The sequence below is a fragment of the [Bacteroides] pectinophilus genome, from assembly GCA_025146925.1.
GTDB classification, from domain to species: domain Bacteria; phylum Bacillota; class Clostridia; order Lachnospirales; family Lachnospiraceae; genus Bacteroides_F; species Bacteroides_F pectinophilus.
Genome location: CP102260.1, coordinates 1846959 through 1865848 on the forward strand (window position 1 = coordinate 1846959; position 18890 = coordinate 1865848).

Genomic DNA, 18890 nt, shown 5'->3' on the forward strand with positions numbered 1-18890 from the left:
TTTTGCGATTTTTTTCTTTACTTGTCCTGTTTCTTTATCCAAACCACACAATTATTATATTTTACACCATTTATCTTACAATTATTTTACAAATATCATACAAATCAAAGCTTTATACTTCAAATTTGTAGCCCATACCCCAGATTGTCTTAATGTATTCTCCCTTCTCTCCCATCTTCTTGCGGAGCTTTTTGACATGTGTATCTATTGTTCTTGCATCTCCAAAATAATCATAATTCCACACATTATTAAGAATCTTCTCTCTTGAAAGTGCGATTCCCTTATTATCTATAAAATACTCAAGCAGCTCAAATTCCTTGAAACTCAGGTCAATCTTCTGACCGTCTATCTTAACTACATGAGCCGACTTATCCATCTCAATTCCGCCAATCTCAATAATCTCTCCGGCATCCTTGGAATATACTCTTCGTATTATTGCATCAACTCTTGCAGTAAGAATCTTCGGGCTGAACGGCTTGGAAATATATTCATCAACTCCGAGTTCAAAGCCCTGAAGTTCGTCACGTTCCTCACCTTTGGCTGTAAGCATTATTATAGGCACTTTTGAATTACGCCTTATCTCCGCGCAGACTTCCCATCCATCCATCTTAGGCATCATCACATCAAGTATTATAAGCGCAATATCTTTGTCTTCGTAAAATATATCAAGCGCTTCCTCTCCGTTGGCTGCCTCTATAACATCATAATTGTTCCTTGCAAGGAAATCATGAACAAGCTTCCTCATTCTGCTCTCGTCATCCACAACAAGTATCTTCATCTTATCCATATCTAACTCCATTCCAATTTTTTAATTGTTCTGTATTTTTGAATTTTACTTCATATTATTGTCGGAAATGTGAAGTTCCTTCTCTTTTTGTTCAATTACTTTCTGTCTCCGGTCAAGTTCTTCCTGCCATGACGAATATTTGTCCTGAAGCTTTGTCTCATAATTGAGTATATTGGGATTGGAGCTTGTCGCAGTTATAGCAATCATAACAATTATAATAATAACAAGTGCGACATTAATTATTACTGACTTGTTAAAACGGCTCTTATACATGAACACTTCACGCTGAAGTTCCTTAACTTTTCCTCTGCTGCTAAGCGCTTCCCTTCTGTCATCCATTGCCTGCTGTGTCTCAACATTAATCGGTATCGGTCTTATCTGTCCATTAGGCACTGCCTTGCTCTTGTAAAGCTGCTGCTGGAGCTTCTTAATGTAATCCATCCCGACAGGAGACCTGAATAACTGCTTATCCAGTATATTGTTATAAAGCCTGTACACCTGTCCTATATCATTATAGTCAGCCTTTGATGAAAGATACTTTATTGCCTCAAGTTCTTCCTTTGCAGCATCAGCCTCTTCTTTTGTCTCGAATGTATATCCGCCAACCACAAAGCCCTTTGAATTCTGTTTAACGTCCGTGTTTCCCATAGCTGTACCCTCCATCCGGCATTGCATCATCACATATCAGCATTGCATCATCACATATTATAAACCCACACATAGTCACATATAAAAAATACCGGGCAAATAAGCGTCTGCAGACCATCCTTTTGGTCATGCATCCGTTGTCTTCGCCCGGTCTCCCACAAATGAACAACAGCCTGCTAAGACTGCCTAACCCCTTTGGTTATTCTATTGTTCTTTTGTAAATACAATTTTAACATTTTTCAGGAGTAAAATCAATGCTCATTTGTGCAGTTTTTATAAATTAAGTATTAATTAAACAGTAATTTTGTGGAAAGTCTTCTTACCCTTCTTAAGTACAAGTCCTTCACCTGCGAATCTGTCCTTTGCAATTACCGCGTTAATGTCTGCAATCTTCTCTCCATCGAGAGTAATACCGCCCTGTTCAACCGCTCTTCTTGCTTCTGAACGTGATGCAACAATTCCTGTCTTGTGAACAAGTGTAACAATATTAATTGCGCCGTCCTCAAAGTCAGCATCCTCAAGCTTTGTAGAAGGCATATTAGATGTGTCACCACCGCCTGCGAACAGTGCCTTGGCAGCAGCGTCAGCCTTCTGTGCCTCTTCCTCGCCATGTACAAGCTTTGTAAGCTCATATGCAAGAATCTCCTTAGCCTTGTTAAGCTGTGAGCCTTCCCAGCTCTCCATCTTCTCAATCTCCTCAAGAGGAAGGAATGTAAGCATCTTGAGACACTTGATTACATCAGCATCGGCTACATTTCTCCAGTACTGGTAGAACTCATAAGGTGTTGTCTTATTGGCATCAAGCCATACTGCGCCTGACTGCGTCTTACCCATCTTCTTGCCCTCTGAATTAAGGAGCAGATTAATTGTCATTGCATATGTGTCTTTACCAAGCTTTCTTCTGATAAGCTCTGTTCCGCCAAGCATATTGCTCCACTGGTCATCTCCGCCGAATTCCATATTACATCCGTACTTCTGGTACAGCATATAGAAATCATAACTCTGCATTATCATGTAGTTGAACTCAAGGAAGCTTAAACCTCTCTCCATTCTCTGCTTATAACATTCTGCCGTAAGCATTCTGTTTACGCTGAAATGCGGTCCAACCTCACGAAGCACATCAACATAGTTCAGGTTCATAAGCCAGTCTGCGTTATTTACAAGAAGCGCCTTGCCGTCTGAGAAATCAATAAATCTTGCCATCTGCTTCTTAAAGCATTCAACATTGTGGTTAATCGTCTCAACCGTCATCATCTGGCGCATATCAGTACGTCCCGAAGGGTCACCTATCATGGCTGTACCTCCGCCAATCAGTGCTATCGGCTTATTGCCTGCCATCTGAAGTCTCTTCATAAGGCAGAGTGCCATAAAGTGTCCTACATGGAGGCTGTCCGCCGTAGGGTCAAAGCCAATGTAGAATGTTGCCTTACCGTTATTGATAAGTTCCTTAATCTCATCCTCATCTGTTACCTGCGCGATAAGTCCGCGCGCTACAAGTTCATCATAGATTGTCATGTCTTAGTCCTCTTCCTTTTTTAATTCTAAAAAGAGCCCTATCCAAAAGGACGAGGGCTCTTCCCGTGTTACCACCTTTATTCACATACAGCTCACGCTGCATATCTTATCAAGTATTGATTGATGTACATTCATACTCAAAGCAGGTTAACGTCTGCCATTCCGTCTTTACCTAGTTAGTATATACTGATATCGCCACCGTTATTGTCGGTTATTATCAGCTATCATCCAATACTGTTCAGTAAAGCTGCTCAGGGAGGTATTCATTCCGTACTTTCACTGCGCCTCTCATCAACCGGCTGCTTTCTGTTGCTTCCGATGCGAAATTACTTATTCCCTTCATTGCATTTGTTTATTCAGATATTTTGCATTATACATAATAGGGCTGATTTCGTCAATAGATTTTTACATATCACTTTCAAGCAATAATCTCTTCCAATTATCAGGAAATCCCATTGTTACAATATTAACACATTCATATTTATCAAATAACAGCTCAATATCATCAACAAATGCCTTCCAATGCGCATCTGTTATCAATAAATGCTTGAGACACAAAAGCACTCCATATATTCTGTTATTACTTATCCCTGACTGTGTATATTCTTTGTATAAGATTGGTGTCTTAGTTAACTTTGCATTATACAGCCGTCCATAATGCGCACAAATATTTCTTACATATGCAATGCTTTCAAGCCAGCTTTCAAAATATGTATATCCAACACCAAATGTCTTTGCAACAGCCTTCTTATCCTTGTTAATCATATTTTTATAAAACTTTGATAATGTTCCAAAGCTAAATAACTCTACAATTGCATAAATTGGTAATTTGCCACCCTCATAATGTTCTCGAAAGTTTCTGACAAATGGTGACTTTGAATTTCTTCCAATTTCCAATCTCATATCATTCAAAAATTCAGAATGATATATATCATCTGCGAAATTTTCACATTGTAAATATCCCAACGCTCCATACTGCTCTGCAAAATAATTTGATACACGGCATCTGACGTTTATTTCAACTTTTTCAATTTGAGGAAATACAAGCTGCCTAAAATTCGCATTAAACAAATATAAGCTGACTATTTCTTCAAATGTTGTATCTTGATTATAGCATCCGTTTTTTTGTTTCAAATTAAGACTATACGCTTTTATTAATCTGAAATATGAAATATCGTTAAGTATTTTCCTTGCATATGCCTCATCACTGACAATCAATCCAATGTTTTTTAAATTTGCAATCTGTTCATCAATTGTCATAGGCGGCTGATGTTTCTTCAAATCCCCCATGCATTATCCCCTCATAATTAAAAGACCCAACATGGTCCGCATCGTTGAGAGGCGTGTTGGGTTCTGTTAATAATTATTATATGCAATTTTACAGATAAAATCAACATAATTTTATATCTAAATATTTCATCTAAATATTTCATCCTAAATATTTTATTTACATGCTTTACAAATGGTCAGTCTCATTTTCCTTCTCATCTGATCTGCGCAGCAGATATTTCCTCGTTGCAAACAGACATGCAATTGCAACCACACTTATAAGTGTCTCAACAGGTGAATAATGCTCAACTATCATCTGACGTGCCGTTGCAAACAGAAGTACCTCGATAACAGAGCTTGCTGTATGTCTGCAAAGCATCTTAATAAACTCCGTCGCAACCGCAAGCATAAGAAGCCTGTTAAGGAAATATCCGAGTGCATCAGCATTATTCCACGAAATGTCCGGATTAATGAGATCCATTGCAACACGTGCAATTCCAAGTGCAATAATAATAAATATTATAAGTGATATTACTATCTCTGCAATATACGAAAAATTATATATTCTGTCCTGTATTTTTTTACGCATGGCAATCCTCCGTTCATATATTAAGTATTCATATCATTATGCTTTCTTATTCGTGCCGCAGCAGCCATTACAACAAGGATTGCCGCAAGCCCTCCTGAAGTATCTATCAGAACATCTGTAAACTGTCCGCTCCTTCCCGGAATAAACAGCTGATGTATCTCATCTGAGGACGCATATAAAAATGTTACCGCAAGCCCCATAACATACAGCATTGCGCCCCGCTGCCCCCATGCATAAAAGCCAATCAGCACAAAACAGGTAAATACCGCATACTCTGTCATATGTGCGCATTTTCTTATCGGGAACTGTAAATCCTCTATCATCCTCTGCCGTTCATAATCATCCTCCGGCGAAACTATATTAACTTTTTCAGCAGTCAGGACAATGCATTCAGCCACACGGTTACTCAGCCCCTGTGATTCATTGCCGTCCTGTCCCGAAAAGCTGCCAATCATGACCGCCATTACTATTGCAGGAATCCATGCTGCAATTCTGATTAACCACTTCATATATATCCCCATCCCACAGGCATAATCCGGCTGCAGGCATATCTGCAATCCGGTCCTCTGCCTGCGTAAAAAAATGTGCATAAAACATGTATCTGCATGCTTTATGCACATTCTGTATCGTTATACCGGTCAGATATTATACTGACTGTACTCTTATCATGTTAGTAAGACCGCGTCTTGAAGATGTAGGTGATGTAGCAACACCGCCTGTCATAACTACTGTATCGCCCTCTTCAATGTAACCAGCATTCTCAGCAACATCAATTGCATGCTGGAAAATCATGTCTGATGAACGTTCCTGAGCAGTCTTAAGCGGACGTACACCCCAGTAAAGCTGCATCTTACGAAGTACATCCTCATTAGGTGATGCACCGATGATTGTCTGTGCAGGCTTAAGCTTTGAGATAAGTCTTGCTGTGAAGCCTGACATTGTAGGACAGATAATTGCCTTAGCATTAAGGCTTGCCGCCGTACTTACTGCTGCATTGCTGACAGCGCTTGAGATTCCTCTTCTGCTGTGAAGCTTTGCATTCTCAAGAAGATGGAGGTCAAGATGCTGCTCTGTTGTCTCAGCAACCTGTGCCATCATCTTAACAGCCTCAAGAGGATACTTACCCTGAGCAGTCTCACCTGAAAGCATTACTGCATCTGTTCCGTCATAGATAGCATTGGCAACATCAGTCACCTCAGCTCTTGTAGGACGTGGATTACGCATCATTGAGTCAAGCATCTGTGTAGCTGTGATAACAGGCTTATAAGCTGCGTTACACTTCTTAATAATCATCTTCTGGATATGAGGAACATCCTGTGCAGGAATCTCAACACCCATATCACCACGGGCAACCATGATGCCATCGCTGACCTTGATAATCTCATCGATATTGGCAATACCCTCTGCATTCTCAATCTTGGCAATTACAGGAATGTCACAGTCATGTGACCAGAGAATCTCCTTAATCTCCTGAATACATGCAGCATTACGAACAAATGATGCTGCGATGAAATCATAACCCTGCTCGATTGCAAATAAGATATCATCCTTATCCTTATCTGTGATAGCAGGAAGGCGTATGCTTACGTTAGGTACGTTAACACCCTTCTTCTGTCCGAGAAGTCCGCCATTTATAACCTTACATACAATATCTGTTCCGTTAACTACTTCCTCAACATGAAGTTCGATAAGACCATCATCAATAAGTATTACGTTGCCCTTGCTTACATCAGCAGGAAGACCCGAATAAGTAATAGATACTTCATTCTCATTACCGACAATATTTCTTGTTGTAAGTGTGAACTTCTGACCATCCTTGATATCAAGCTTAATATCGTCCTTAAGGACACCTGTACGGATCTCAGGTCCCTTTGTATCAAGAAGCATAGCGATTGGAATTCCAAGCTCGTCTCTTACGCTCTTGATTATGTCCACTCTGCCCTTCTGCTCCTCATGATCACCGTGTGAAAAATTGAATCTTGCGATATCCATTCCGGCAAGAGCCATCTGCTTAACAAGCTCTCTGTCATTGGTGTTCGGACCCATTGTACAAATGATCTTTGTCTTTTTCATGTTATATAATTCCTCCAAACAGATATAATTTCTTGTAATTTGTAACATATTTAGAACATACCAAATACTTATATATGTTATACGTTGAATACGTTCCCTGTCAACTCATTTTTGAAAAAATTTGCTGATTATAAACCGATTTTCTAATTATTGCCATTCCTGACATGCACATGTGTGTAAAGATGGTCACTGCAATACTCGTAATTGCCATCGCACTTTGAGCAGAATCTGAACTCGAGATTCGGCGCATCCAGTTCGGTTCTGTGACATACCGCACAGTAGTGCCTTGCCTTCACCGGATTTATCTTCTCAAATCTTCCGTTCTGACTGTCACCTGCCGTACCATGTCCCTGCTGTACCTTCATTGCCTTGCGGAAGGCCTTCTGTCCTCTTGTTCTTGATGACTTTCTTGTCATAAGCCAGAATACAAGGAAATTAAGCATAGAAACAAGTGCTGCCGTTGCATTCACATAAGCGCTGCTGCATATTGATGCAAATGTTGACGAATACGGCAGAAGTCCGAGTGAAACAAACCCGCGCAGCAGCGACTGTGCCAATGCCGGACTCGTCTGTGCAAGCACTCCGAGAAGCGGTGACAGATATCCTATGATAATCGTAAGCCCGATATATATTCCATCAAAATACGCCAGCCACTTTATCTTTATCGGAATTATAAAGAACAAAAGTACCTGTGTATCCGGAGCTATCATTGCAAATGCCATAAAAAGCGCAAGATTGATATAATATGTGCTCAATGTAAGATTAACACCGAATATAAGGTATATAATGATTGCCGCAGCCACATTAAGAAGTACACCCATAAAGAAATATACATTAAATCTGAATGAACCCCATACATTCTCAAGGACGGTTCCTATCATGTAGTACATATACAGTGAGAAGAATATCCAGAAAAAGCTTGTCGACGGCGGCTGAATGATAAATGTTACTATACGCCATATCTGCCCGTGAAGTATCGCCTGTGCATTAAGTGAAAGATATGCATCATATACATTAGGGAAGAATGCTTCAAGGATAAATCCGAATGCATAAAGTGCAATGATATAATACATCAGGTTCTTTATTGCGTACCTGCCGTATTTGCGTTCCAGTTTGTCAAACCAATTCATACTGTTATTGTCTCCCATTTATAAAATAATAGTCATTTTAATATTATACGACCTGCATGCTGCTACGTCAATAAAGGGCAGGCAGGCAATAATTTCAAAATTTCAATAAACTAATAAACATTTGATAAACATTTGACTTTAACTTGCTAATTTCGACACCGAGTAATATAATGAGAAATATTGCATAAATCAGGATTTCGTTTCCTATTTATTATGGGAGGTTATTTAATGAATTCAATCAGCAAAACATACAGACTCGGTATCGACATCGGTTCAACTACCGTCAAGATTGCCGTAATCGATGAAGCTAACAACATTATGTTCTCTGATTATGAGCGGCATTTTGCCAATATCCAGGAGACACTGCAGGGACTTCTTACCAAAGCAGTCAGTGAGCTTGGTGAATTTGATGTATACCCTGTAATTACAGGTTCAGGCGGACTTACTCTTGCCAAGCATCTTGAAGTGCCTTTCACACAGGAGGTCGTTGCTGTATCTACTGCACTGCAGGACTATGCTCCGCAGACAGATGTAGCCATAGAGCTTGGCGGCGAGGATGCCAAGATAATATATTTCACTAACGGAATTGACCAGCGTATGAATGGTATCTGCGCAGGTGGTACAGGCTCATTCATTGACCAGATGGCTTCTCTTCTTCAGACTGATGCAAGCGGTCTGAATGAATACGCCAAAAATTATAAGTCAATATACCCTATTGCCGCAAGATGCGGTGTATTCGCCAAGTCAGACATACAGCCTCTTATCAACGATGGTGCTACTAAGGAAGACCTTGCAGCATCTATATTCCAGGCTGTAGTCAACCAGACAATAAGCGGTCTTGCATGTGGTAAGCCAATCAGAGGCAATGTTGCATTTCTTGGCGGTCCTCTGCATTTCCTTTCAGAGCTTAAAGCTGCATTTGTAAGAACACTTTCTCTTACTCCCGAGCAGACGATAGCTCCTGACCATTCACATCTTTTTGCAGCTGTCGGTTCTGCCATGAATTATAAGGAAGACGTATGTGTTCCCGTAGAATCAATAATAAAGAAGCTTGCAGGCAAGATTAAGATGGATTTTGAAGTTGCCCGCATGGAGCCTCTCTTTGAAAATGAGATTGACTACGCAGACTTTACCGCAAGACATAACGTACATAAGGTTAAGACCGGTGACCTTGCTGCATATGAAGGCAACTGTTATCTCGGTATTGATGCAGGTTCAACAACAACCAAGGTTGCACTTGTCGCTGAGAACGGAGACCTTCTCTACTCCTTCTACAGCAGTAATAACGGTAATCCTCTTGCCACAACAATAAAGGCTATCAAGGATATTTACAGTAAGCTTCCTCCACGCGCCAAGATTGTGCAGTCTTGTTCAACAGGTTATGGTGAAGCGCTTATTAAGGCTGCCCTTCTTCTTGATGAAGGCGAGGTTGAGACTGTTTCCCATTACTATGCAGCCGCATTCTTTGATCCTGACGTTGACTGTATCATAGATATCGGCGGTCAGGACATGAAATGCATCAAGATAAAGAACCAGACTGTAGACAGTGTCCAGCTTAATGAGGCATGTTCTTCAGGCTGCGGTTCATTTATAGAGACATTTGCGAAGTCACTTAATTATTCAATTACGGATTTTGCACAGGAAGCTCTCTTTGCCGAGCATCCTATTGACCTTGGTACACGCTGCACCGTATTCATGAATTCAAAAGTTAAGCAGGCTCAGAAGGAAGGTGCATCAGTTGCCGATATATCTGCCGGTCTTGCTTACTCAGTAATAAAGAACGCTCTTTATAAGGTTATCAAGATTGCCGACCCTAAGGATCTCGGTTCACATATCGTTGTACAGGGCGGTACTTTCTACAATGATGCCATTTTAAGAAGCTTTGAGAAGATTACCGGCGTCTCCGTAATCCGTCCGGATATTGCCGGTATTATGGGTGCTTTCGGTGCTGCCCTTATCGCCCGCGAGCGTTATGACGGAATCTCTGATTCCTCAATGCTTAGCATCGATAAGATTAATGCACTCACAGTTGAGACAAGAATGACAAGATGTAAGGGCTGTACCAACAACTGCCACCTTACAATCAACAGATTCTCCGGTGGCCGCCAGTTCATCACAGGCAACCGCTGTGAACGCGGACTCGGTCATGAGAAGAATAAGGAGAATATACCTAATCTCTTTGATTATAAGCTTCACAGGCTGTTTGATTATGAGCCGCTTACTGCCGATAAAGCTCCACGTGGTGTTGTAGGTATTCCGCGTGTTCTTAATATGTATGAGAATTATCCTTTCTGGTATACATTCTTCACACAGCTCGGATACCGTGTAGTACTCTCACCTGAATCAAGCCACAAGCTCTATGAGCTCGGTATTGAATCAATTCCAAGTGAATCAGAGTGTTATCCTGCTAAGCTTGCGCACGGACATGTAACATGGCTTATAAGACAGGGCGTCAGGTTCATCTTCTATCCTTGTATTCCATATGAGCACAAGGAGATTGAGAATACCAACAACCACTACAACTGCCCAATCGTTACTTCTTATGCCGAGAATATAAAGAATAACGTAGAGGAGCTTGTAACTGAGCACATAGATTTCCGTAACCCATTCCTTACATTCGAGAGCCTTCAGGTTATGTCAAAGCGCCTTGTAGAAGAATTCAGGGCTGAGATACCTGAGAAGGAGATTAAGGCTGCCGCCAAGGCTGCATGGCTTGAGCTTCTTCAGGCAAAAGACGATGTCCGCAGGAAGGGTGAGGAGACTCTTGAGTACCTTGAGAAGACAGGCAGGCGCGGAATAGTTCTCGCCGGCCGTCCTTACCACATTGACCCTGAGATTAACCACGGTATCCCTGAGCTTATCAATTCATTTGGTATCGCAGTGCTTACAGAAGATTCAATCTCACACCTCGGCAAGGTTGAACGTCCTCTTATCGTAATGGATCAGTGGATGTATCATTCAAGACTTTATGCTGCTGCAAGTTATGTTGCAACTAAGGATAACCTTGACCTGATACAGCTTAACTCATTCGGCTGCGGTCTTGATGCCGTAACCACAGATGCAGTCAATGACATCCTTACTAAGGCAGGCAAGATTTACACCGTCCTTAAGATTGATGAGGTTAACAACCTTGGTGCTGCCAGAATCCGTGTACGTTCACTTATCGCAGCACTCCGTGTACGTGATTCCAGGCACTACAAGAGACACATTGAATCCCCTGCTTTCAAGCGCGTGGAATTCACACCTGAGATGCGCAAGAACTATACTATTCTCTGCCCTCAGATGTCACCTATACATTTTGACCTGTTAGGCCCGGCACTTTCATCATGCGGATATAATTTTGAAGTGCTTGACAATGATAACAAGTCATCTATTGACGTTGGACTCAAATATGTTAATAATGATGCCTGCTACCCTTCACTTATGGTTGTAGGCCAGATAATGAGCGCAGTCCTTTCCGGCAGATACGACCTCACAAGGACTGCCATAATCATAACACAGACTGGCGGAGGATGCCGTGCATCCAACTATATCGGATTCATCAGACGCGCCCTCATAAAGGCCGGACATCCTGAGATTCCTGTAATATCACTCAGTGCGCAGGGGCTTGAGACTAACTCAGGTTTCTCATACGACTATATGATGCTTAAGAAGGCCATGATGGCAGTTGTGTACGGCGACGTATTTATGAACGTCCTGTACCGCACACGTCCATATGAGGCTGTTCCCGGCTCAGCCAACGCTCTCCATGAGAAATGGAAGAACATCTGTGTCGAACAGCTTGTAAAAGACAAAGTAAGCATGCGCGAATATAAGAAGAATATATATGCGATTGTGAAGGATTTTGACGAACTTCCTCTTCTTGATATCAAGAAGCCCCGCGTAGGCATCGTAGGTGAGATTCTTGTTAAGTTCCTTCCTTCAGCCAACAATTATCTTGTTGATCTGCTTGAATCAGAGGGTGCAGAAGCTGTAATGCCTGACCTTATGGGCTTCCTTCTCTACTGCTGTGAGAATGCCAACTTCAAGCATAAGTATCTGGGAACGCCTGCCAAGTCAGCAATAATTAACAACTTTGTTATTACATTCCTTGAATGGTTCCGTAAGGATGCCAAGGCTGCGCTCCAAGCAAGCAGGCGCTTCACAGCTCCGTCAACTATTAAGGAGACATCAGCTGCTGCCAAAGATATCGTATCATTAGGCAACCAGACCGGTGAAGGATGGCTTCTTACAGGTGAGATGATAGAGCTTATCCATAACAATGTGCCTAATATTGTCTGCTGTCAGCCATTTGCATGTCTTCCTAACCATATTGTAGGTAAGGGTGTTATCAAAGAACTCCGTGCAGCATATCCTGATGCCAACATAATCGCAGTGGATTATGATCCGGGTGCAAGTGAAGTTAACCAGCTTAACAGAATTAAGCTTATGCTCTCGACAGCACAGAAGCAGCTTAATCAGCAATAATCTGTCACATATAAAAAATGTGGATATTCAATCCGTTATCATTGATTGAATATCCACATTTTTATTTTATCTCTTTTTCTTCATCTTATCAAGATAACGCATCTCTTCCCCGCCTCTATGCGTAGGTTTCTCTCCGACATCCTCCATCCACATGACGCCGTTAACCGACTTGGCTATCTTAAGCATACAGTCAGGGCAATATCTTCCATACCTGATATCTGTCCCGCACTTCTGGCACTTTATATATGTATCCGAACCATCAGGTATCTCTATCCTTCCCTGTCTTAAGAGCATATTAACATATTCAAGCGATACCCCCGTCTCGTCGCTTATAATAATCGCCGGCTGTGGTCCTGCTTTTTCAAGGAATTCCTTCACCCTGCCAAAATCCGACAGTTCAGTTCTTCCACACTTAGGACACTTAAACTGTTCTCCGAACATATACTTCATATTAGTTCCACAGTCAGGACATATCTTAGTACGTTCATATCTCTGTGCCTTAATCTTTCGTTCATCTGTCTCACCACTCCCGGCAGACTTTGATTTTGGCAAAGCCATAACAATCAACCCCTTCCATCATCCATTAAGATTAAGATTCTTATATCTGTCATAATTAATATTCTTATGGTCACCTTCATTAAGATTGACATTGCGGTATCTGTCACTTTTTATCCTGTCTGCGCTGCCATCAGAAAGTCCTCTTATTGCATCACCCTTCCTGTCATCAGCCGCATTCTGTGCCTTACCTCTTAAGTCTCCGTAACCTACAATCTTTCCCTGCTCAAGAGTCACTTCTTTCTGCTTAAGAATCTGCTTACGCTGTCTCTCATTAATATATCTTGAGAGTGCCACAACCTTATTATTAAGCTTGCACCCATACAGCACCTTCTCCTCGCCATATACGACCTTACGTACAACAAGGCCTGTAAGTGACATGCTGGCACCGTCATCGCTGAATACCAGTCTTACTATAAGACCATCTGAATTCTCTATGTCATCCTTTGCAACAATTGAAAATCCCGACTCACTTATATCCTGTACCATTACATCGCTTGCTTTCCTGTTGGCACCTATCTGTGCAACACCCTGAAGTCCGAGCGGAAGCCTGAATGCACTTCTTCTGTTCTCTTCAAGTCCGGTTGTAACCGATGTAATTCTATATAAAGTATTCTTCTTATATACAGTTGTCTCAACTCTGATTCTCCGCCATACTACCGGTGGATGATTCTGCCTGTTAAGGACCAGATTCACAACGATTCTGTCTGATGCAAAGCTTAAAACCTTATCCTGTACTCTTACCGGTGATGCGTATATGCCTCCCCCATCAGCTGCATCTACCATATCTGACTTGAATTCATATCGCGCCCCGTTAATGATAACTTCAAGAGTTATCTCCTCCCCCTGACGTATCTCAGTCAGTTTCATCTGGCGTCCACCTTTCTCATCCTTTTACGACTATAGTATCATTTATCTATAAATATATCACAATTGTTTCAATTGTTCAACAAAATAAAATACCGCACAAAAGACTGCACAATAGTCTTTCATGCGGTATGCAGATACTAAAAATCATATGTCTGCTTCAACGGCATATTACTCTTCATCATCCTCAGCCGGTGCATCCCAGTTATGGTATACATTCTGAACATCATCATCCTCATCAAGAAGCATAAGTATTCTGTTCATCTTCTTGATATCCTCTTCTGATGTAAGCTCAACATAATTCTGCGGAATCTTTGTTACCTCGGCTGATGCCATAGGTATCTTCTGCTCCTCAAGAGCCTGACGTACTGTCTCAAAATCGTCAGGAGCAGTTGTTATCTCAAAGCTGTCATCTTCCTCTGAAAAATCATCAGCGCCTGCATCAAGTGCTATCATCATAAGGTCATCTGCATCCATATCGCATTCTTCCTTAGATACGATTATAAGTCCCTTATCATCAAACATGAAAGATACACAGCCCGGAGTACCGATGCTTCCGCCGCCCTTTGTAAATGCGCTTCTGATATTAGAAGCAGCACGGTTACGGTTATCTGTAAGCGCCTCGACAATAATTGCCGAACCGCTTGGACCATAGCCTTCATATACAACTGACTCATAATTAGACGCATCTGAACCTGCAGCCTTCTTAATAGCACGCTCAATTGTATCGTTAGGCATATTGTTAGCCTTAGCTTTGGCAACAACAGTTCTTAACTTACTGTTATTGTTCACATCAGGGCCGCCCTCTTTAACTGCAACCATGATTTCCTTACCGATTCTTGTAAATATCTTTCCCTTTGCTGCATCATTAGCAGCCTTCTTATGTGCTATATTAGCAAATTTTGAATGTCCTGACATAAAACAAACTCCTCAAACTACTTATTAAAGATTAGCCTTAATCTTCTCAATCATATCTGCATATTCAGCATCTGTAAGATACTTTCTGTCCGGGTTCATAAGGAACACACCGCCCCATTCAAACTCGTCCTTATACTTAGGAGTGAGGTGGAAATGCAGATGGTGGCCTGTGTCACCATAAGCGCCATAATTCACCTTATCCGGATGGAAGGCTGCCATAATTGCTCTGGCAACTCTTGCAACATCCTCAAAATATGCAGCTCTCTCTTCAGCTGTAAGCTCATTCATATCACCTACATGCTTCTTATGTGCAACAATACATCTTCCCGGATGACTCTGCTCTTTGAAAAGATATACCTTAGATGTCTCAAGCTCACAAATCTTAATTCCGAACTTTGCTACAAGTTCTCCCTCAACGCAATATGCGCAATTGTTATCTATCATAACCATTCTCCTTTTAACTCTTTATATTATTCAGCAGGGCAGTCCTTGATGCTGAAGCTTATTCTTCCCATCTTGTCCTTGCCGAGGCATATGCAGCGGACTGTATCACCAAGTGTAAGCACATCCTCAACATGATTGATTCTTTCCTTGGCAATCTTAGAGATATGTACCATACCTTCCTTACCAGGTGCGAATTCGATAAATGCACCGAACTCCTTGATGCTTACAACCTTACCTTCAAATATCTGTCCTTCTTCAAAGTCTGTAACGATAGTATTGATATACTTCAGTGCCTTCTGCATTCCTTCGCTCTCAACACCACAGATAGATACGAAGCCGTCATCGTTAATATCAATCTTAACGCCTGTCTCTTCAATAATCGCATTGATTGTCTTACCGCGCTGGCCTACAACGTCACCAATCTTTGCAGGATCAATCTTTGTCTGGATAATCTTAGGAGCGTACTTGCCAACCTCTTTACGTGGCTCCGCAATTGCAGGCTTCATACATGTATCCATGATGAAAAGTCTTGCTTCTCTTGTTCTTGCAATAGCCTCTTCAACAATCGGTCTTGTAAGTCCGTGAATCTTGATATCCATCTGAATAGCTGTGATACCTTCTGTAGTACCTGTTACCTTGAAGTCCATATCGCCAAAGAAATCTTCAAGTCCCTGAATATCAGTAAGTACGATATAATCGTCGTCTGTGTCTCCCGTAACAAGACCACATGATATACCTGCTACCATTCTCTTAATAGGTACACCGGCTGCCATAAGTGACATACAGGAAGCACATGTTGATGCCATTGATGTTGAACCGTTAGACTCAAATGTCTCGGATACGGCACGGATTGCATATGGGAACTCTTCCTCTGACGGAAGTACAGGTATAAGTGCTCTCTCTGCGAGTGCTCCATGTCCAATCTCACGACGTCCCGGTCCTCTTGAAGGCTTTGTCTCACCTACTGAGTATGAAGGGAAGTTATAGTGATGAATATATCTCTTAGCTGTAACATTCTCATCAAGTCCGTCTACCTTCTGTGCCTCTGATAAAGGCGCAAGTGTTACAACATCGCAGATCTGTGTCTGTCCTCTTGTGAACATAGCCGAGCCGTGAACTCTCGGAATAAGGTCAATCTCTGCTGCAAGCGGACGAATCTGTGTGATAGCACGTCCATCAGGTCTCTTGTGGTCCTTAAGAATCATCTTCCTTACAGTCTTCTTCTGATACTGGTATACAGCTTCGCCAAGGATTGCAAGCCATTCCTCATTATCAGCAAAGGCTTCCTTGAACTTCTCTGTTATTGCATCGATGTTAGCTTCTCTTGTCTGCTTGTCATCTGTGAATACTGCAACTTCCATCTCCTCAGGTGTTACGATTGCCTTCATTGCATCGAACATCTCCTGTGGGATAGCGCAGCTCTCATATGAATGCTTTGGCTTGCCAACCTCGGCTACAATCTTATTGATAAACTCAATAATTGTCTGGTTTACTTCGTGGCACTTGTAGATAGCCTCAATCATCCTGGCTTCCGGAACTTCATTAGCTCCACACTCAATCATGATTACCTTCTGGCTTGTAGAAGCAACCGTAAGTCTCAAATCACCATTCTTCCACTGCTCCTGTGAAGGATTGACAACAAATTCACCATCAATCATACCAAGCTGTGTCATAGCACATGGCCCGTCAAATGGGATATCAGATATACATGTGGCAATTGAAGCACCAAGCATGGCAACAAGCTCAGGGCGGCACTCAGGATCTACTGACATTACCATATTGTTAAGAGTAACATCGTTACGGTAATCCTTAGGGAACAGAGGTCTCATAGGACGGTCAATCACTCTTGATGTAAGGATTGCATTCTCTGATGCCTTGCCTTCTCTCTTGTTGAAGCCACCCGGAATCTTACCTACCGCATAAAGCTTCTCCTCATATTCTACGCTGAGTGGGAAGAAATCAATTCCCTCTCTTGGCTCCTTTGATGCTGTTGCTGTTGAAAGAACAACAGTATCACCGTAATGCATAAGTGCTGCACCGTTAGCCTGTGCACACACTCTGCCAACATCAACAGTAAGTGTTCTGCCGGCAATTTCCATTGAATAACTCTTGTACATTTCCATTCTCCTTTTCTGATTATTTATTAATAGACAGAAGCTCCGAAACAACTGAAATACACACTTGGACCACATAGTGTGCCAAAATCCGGCAAAAGTATGTATTTCAGTGGTCTCGGGATAAACTTCTGTTACCATACTTACGAAAAAAGAGGCGGAATGTCTCCCGCCTCTAATCTGCAATTACTTTCTGAGTCCTAAACGCTCAATCAAAGCACGGTAAGCATCGATATCATCCTTCTTGAGGTACTCAAGCAAAGCTCTTCTCTTACCAACCATCTTAAGAAGTCCTCTTCTTGAATGGTGATCCTTAGCATTAACCTTAAGATGCTCTGTAAGCTCGTTAATTCTCTCTGTAAGGATAGCTACCTGAACCTCAGGTGAACCTGTATCCTGTGGAGTTCTACCGTATGCAGCAATAATCTCTGCCTTCTTTTCCTTTGAAATCATCGTGATTTCCTCCTTAAAAATAATATTAATCACCTGATATTAAGACAAGGCTGGAGTATCCTTTGCCTGAATATCGGCTCACATACTCATTTAATATATCACACAGTGTATGCATTTTCAAGCATTTTTTTAAATCATAAACAGCTGTCTTGCGAACTGTGCATCGGCATCTATCTGCTTATGCAGCGCCTCAATATTATCAAACTTCATCTCAGGTCTCTGAAAATGCCTGAGCTGTACTTCCACATTCACTCCGTATACATCTTCATCAAAATCAAACAGGAATGTCTCAACACTAATCTCGGCATTGTCCTTTACGGTAGGCTTGATGCCTACATTGGTAACTCCATAAAAGCTTTTTCCGCCGAGTATTGTAACAGATGCATATACACCATTAGGCGGAAGCAGTTTTCCTGCCGGTGGGTATATATTAATCGTAGGAAGGTTCATTGTCCTGCCAATCTGGCTTCCCTTCGCAATAACGCCGTTAACCGAGTATGGTCTTGCGAGGAGCATATTGACAGTTTCCATATGTCCTACCTGAAGTTCTTCCCTGACAAACGTGCTGCTTATCTCACGTTCTTCATAACATTCTTTTGGGACAACAACAAGTTCAAATCCGGCTTCATCCGCCATATCCGCAAGCATCTGTACATTACCGCGGCCGCCTTTGCCGAATGTATAATCCGGGCCTACCACAACACACACTGCTTTGAGACTTTTTCTTATTATATCTTCAACAAATACTTCAGGCTCCGTATTCATAAACTCACTTGTAAATGGATACTCAACCAGAATATCTATGCCAAGACTCTCTATAAAGCTTCTTCTCTCAGCATTGGTCATGATATAGCTCTGTCCCGGAGTCTTGCTAAGACTTACCGGTATATGGTCAAATGTAAATGCTGCTGACATTGCACCATATCCGGAAGCCTTATCCCTTACCGTTGCAAGCAGCTTCTGATGACCTTTGTGTACGCCGTCAAACTTGCCAAGCGTCACAACAGTAGCACCTTCAATTGTAAACTTATCAGTATCATGAATGTATCTCATTCATCTGC

The 18890-nt window shown here is 41.8% G+C and carries 16 protein-coding genes and 1 other annotated feature; of the genes, 1 reads left to right on the top strand and 15 read right to left on the bottom strand.

What is annotated here, in order from left to right; all coding sequences use genetic code 11:
• Positions 1–112: 112 nt before the first annotated feature.
• From NQ488_08650 to NQ488_08685, 8 genes are all read right to left on the bottom strand, one after another.
• Entirely contained in the window at positions 113–787 is a 675-nt protein-coding gene (locus tag NQ488_08650) for a response regulator transcription factor (GenBank protein UWN94657.1), read from the bottom strand.
• Between the two features lie 45 nt (positions 788–832).
• On the bottom strand, positions 833–1435 hold the full coding sequence (locus tag NQ488_08655) for a hypothetical protein (protein UWN94658.1): 603 nt from the start codon (positions 1433–1435) through the stop codon (positions 833–835).
• A gap of 291 nt (positions 1436–1726) precedes the next feature.
• Complete coding sequence (gene tyrS / locus NQ488_08660) at positions 1727–2950, bottom strand: tyrosine--tRNA ligase (GenBank protein ID UWN94659.1); 1224 nt, start codon at positions 2948–2950, stop codon at positions 1727–1729.
• Between the two features lie 43 nt (positions 2951–2993).
• Positions 2994–3302 (bottom strand) — a binding site (T-box leader).
• Between the two features lie 53 nt (positions 3303–3355).
• A complete protein-coding gene (locus NQ488_08665) occupies positions 3356–4240 on the bottom strand; it encodes an Abi family protein (protein UWN94660.1) in 885 nt (294 codons plus the stop codon).
• Positions 4241–4406: 166 nt separating this feature from the next.
• On the bottom strand, positions 4407–4808 hold the full coding sequence (locus NQ488_08670; protein ID UWN94661.1) for a phosphate-starvation-inducible PsiE family protein: 402 nt from the start codon (positions 4806–4808) through the stop codon (positions 4407–4409).
• A gap of 20 nt (positions 4809–4828) precedes the next feature.
• Positions 4829–5317, bottom strand: coding sequence for a VanZ family protein (locus tag NQ488_08675; GenBank protein UWN94662.1), 489 nt, complete (start codon positions 5315–5317; stop codon positions 4829–4831).
• A gap of 136 nt (positions 5318–5453) precedes the next feature.
• Positions 5454–6881 carry a pyruvate kinase gene (gene pyk, locus NQ488_08680; GenBank protein ID UWN94663.1) on the bottom strand — a complete coding sequence of 476 codons (1428 nt, stop codon included), beginning with the start codon at positions 6879–6881 and terminating at the stop codon, positions 5454–5456.
• 143 nt (positions 6882–7024) lie between these two features.
• Positions 7025–8011 (bottom strand): rhomboid family intramembrane serine protease, encoded by a 987-nt coding sequence (locus tag NQ488_08685; protein UWN94664.1) that lies wholly within the window; start codon positions 8009–8011, stop codon positions 7025–7027.
• Positions 8012–8239: 228 nt separating this feature from the next.
• Here NQ488_08685 and NQ488_08690 point away from each other — a divergent pair, with 228 nt between their 5' ends.
• Complete coding sequence (locus NQ488_08690; GenBank protein UWN94665.1) at positions 8240–12478, top strand: 2-hydroxyacyl-CoA dehydratase; 4239 nt, start codon at positions 8240–8242, stop codon at positions 12476–12478.
• Positions 12479–12544: 66 nt separating this feature from the next.
• Here NQ488_08690 and NQ488_08695 read toward each other — a convergent pair whose 3' ends face one another.
• From NQ488_08695 to NQ488_08725, 7 genes are all read right to left on the bottom strand, one after another.
• Entirely contained in the window at positions 12545–13036 is a 492-nt protein-coding gene (locus NQ488_08695; GenBank protein ID UWN94666.1) for a hypothetical protein, read from the bottom strand.
• An 18-nt stretch (positions 13037–13054) separates the two neighbouring features.
• The gene (locus tag NQ488_08700; GenBank protein UWN94667.1) at positions 13055–13903 is read right to left on the bottom strand and encodes a PilZ domain-containing protein; all 849 of its coding nucleotides are present in this window, start codon (positions 13901–13903) and stop codon (positions 13055–13057) included.
• A gap of 168 nt (positions 13904–14071) precedes the next feature.
• On the bottom strand, positions 14072–14818 hold the full coding sequence (locus tag NQ488_08705) for a YebC/PmpR family DNA-binding transcriptional regulator (GenBank protein ID UWN94668.1): 747 nt from the start codon (positions 14816–14818) through the stop codon (positions 14072–14074).
• A 24-nt stretch (positions 14819–14842) separates the two neighbouring features.
• The gene (locus tag NQ488_08710; GenBank protein UWN94669.1) at positions 14843–15262 is read right to left on the bottom strand and encodes an HIT family protein; all 420 of its coding nucleotides are present in this window, start codon (positions 15260–15262) and stop codon (positions 14843–14845) included.
• A gap of 26 nt (positions 15263–15288) precedes the next feature.
• A complete protein-coding gene (locus NQ488_08715; GenBank protein UWN94670.1) occupies positions 15289–17379 on the bottom strand; it encodes a polyribonucleotide nucleotidyltransferase in 2091 nt (696 codons plus the stop codon).
• A gap of 183 nt (positions 17380–17562) precedes the next feature.
• Entirely contained in the window at positions 17563–17829 is a 267-nt protein-coding gene (gene rpsO, locus NQ488_08720; GenBank protein UWN94671.1) for a 30S ribosomal protein S15, read from the bottom strand.
• Positions 17830–17958: 129 nt separating this feature from the next.
• The gene (locus NQ488_08725; protein UWN94672.1) at positions 17959–18882 is read right to left on the bottom strand and encodes a bifunctional riboflavin kinase/FAD synthetase; all 924 of its coding nucleotides are present in this window, start codon (positions 18880–18882) and stop codon (positions 17959–17961) included.
• Positions 18883–18890 lie beyond the last annotated feature (8 nt).